This window comes from Thermoactinomyces intermedius, from assembly GCF_013912365.1.
Lineage (GTDB): Bacteria > Bacillota > Bacilli > Thermoactinomycetales > Thermoactinomycetaceae > Thermoactinomyces > Thermoactinomyces intermedius.
Genome location: NZ_JACETT010000025.1, coordinates 1 through 1,215, shown reverse-complemented (window position 1 = coordinate 1,215; position 1,215 = coordinate 1). Strand labels below are relative to the sequence as shown.

Sequence of the window (1,215 nt, the reverse complement as noted above, 5' to 3'; positions counted from 1 at the left end):
AGACGGCATTTTCTGTAAAGTTCAATGTTTATGTTTCGGCCTTTTTGCCAGGTCCGGTTGTCAGCATGAATATTGTCGCTCCCCACCTCTACATAAGTAATGAAAGGGATACTTGGAGGTGGCCCTTGAAAATGCGAATAGGCGACAGGAAACCCCGTCGCCTTCAGGATTTGAACAAGTTCTGGCATTGTCATCCGCGGATCACCTGCTCCACCCGCTTTGTGTATTCATCAATGGCCTTTTTCTCTGCCGGTCCTATATGCGGAATGCCAGGAACACGACCGCCGTTTACTTTTGCGTGGCCATGTTCGAGAAGATGAGTAAGTTGATAATCTGTCCGATTGTAGACCACTTGAGCCGTGCCAACTTTCTTCCTGGACCATCCTTTTGCATAGTCCCCGGTCAGACGCGGGCTAGTTCTTTTCAAGACTTTTACTGTTTCTTTGGCCACTTCCTCTTTGGCATTTTCCATCCCCTCTGTGACTTCGTTCGTGTACTCTGCCAGGGCTTTGGCAATTTCTTTTGCAATATCAACCATCCCTAACCACCTTTTCACAAGTGAGCTTGGTTTTTTCTCCCCTTGTTGCTGACCGGATCACTCTATATAGCTTACCTTCATGTTTCAGACGGTCTTCACCCTGGTATTCAAATGAATAGATTTCAAACCGCTTTTCCGGCTTTAGGCCCTGTGCGGAAGCCTCATAAAATTCTGCCGTGCTCACTTCTAACTGATTCGCATATACCATGCGTTCATCTTCTCTTTCAATCGGATTCCCTATTTCGTCATAGTCGGTTTCAACAGATATGAGAAAGATTACATCCTTATGTCTCATTTGGAAAACTCCTATAATCGCCATATAGTGATAGATGTTGTTTAAACATGGTATATACATTTTCAAACCGTTCAGCATCCGGATTATCATACCCGAAATAAGCTTTGCAATAGTAGATGATTGCTTGTTTGATGATCGCATCCGGCATTGTTGCATTAACTTTTGTTTCATCAACACCCGCTTGCACCAGGTCAATTTTTGCCGCTTCTATTAAATTTTCCACTTCACTATCAAAAGCGCTGCTGGTTATCCGCAGCGCTTTTGATAGTGTAGTGGAAAATTTAATAGAAGCGGCAAAAATTGACCCTGTTCAAGCGGGTTTTTGAGGAACAAAAGATAATGCAACAATGCTGGATGCGATCATCAAACAAGCAATCATCTA

Annotated in this window: 4 protein-coding genes and 1 pseudogene; 1 reads left to right on the top strand and 4 read right to left on the bottom strand. The window is 43.6% G+C overall.

The annotated features are described in order from the left end of the window. The 4 genes and pseudogenes from H1R82_RS14465 to H1R82_RS14460 all read right to left on the bottom strand — a co-directional run. A pseudogene (locus tag H1R82_RS14465) lies at positions 1–194 on the bottom strand (hypothetical protein); the annotation flags it as partial. Further along, the gene (locus H1R82_RS06640) at positions 191–538 is read right to left on the bottom strand and encodes an HK97 gp10 family phage protein (protein WP_181732317.1); all 348 of its coding nucleotides are present in this window, start codon (positions 536–538) and stop codon (positions 191–193) included. The pseudogene H1R82_RS14465 and the gene H1R82_RS06640, both read right to left, overlap by 4 nt. Next, the gene (locus H1R82_RS06635) at positions 531–833 is read right to left on the bottom strand and encodes a phage head closure protein (RefSeq protein ID WP_181732316.1); all 303 of its coding nucleotides are present in this window, start codon (positions 831–833) and stop codon (positions 531–533) included. Before H1R82_RS06635 ends, H1R82_RS06640 begins: the two co-directional genes overlap by 8 nt. Beyond that, the gene (locus H1R82_RS14460) at positions 823–1,056 is read right to left on the bottom strand and encodes a phage head-tail connector protein (protein ID WP_309544799.1); all 234 of its coding nucleotides are present in this window, start codon (positions 1,054–1,056) and stop codon (positions 823–825) included. Before H1R82_RS14460 ends, H1R82_RS06635 begins: the two co-directional genes overlap by 11 nt. Here H1R82_RS14460 and H1R82_RS14845 point away from each other — a divergent pair. Continuing rightward, positions 962–1,159 carry a hypothetical protein gene (locus tag H1R82_RS14845; RefSeq protein WP_181821627.1) on the top strand — a complete coding sequence of 66 codons (198 nt, stop codon included), beginning with the start codon at positions 962–964 and terminating at the stop codon, positions 1,157–1,159. The two genes, H1R82_RS14460 and H1R82_RS14845, sit on opposite strands and share 95 nt — an antisense overlap. Positions 1,160–1,215 lie beyond the last annotated feature (56 nt).

Excerpts from the sequence above, each read along its gene's own strand:
- H1R82_RS06635 (WP_181732316.1), bottom strand. The coding sequence starts at position 833 with ATGAGACATAAGGATGTAATCTTTCTCATATCTGTTGAAACCGACTAT.
- H1R82_RS06640 (WP_181732317.1), bottom strand. The coding sequence starts at position 538 with ATGGTTGATATTGCAAAAGAAATTGCCAAAGCCCTGGCAGAGTACACG.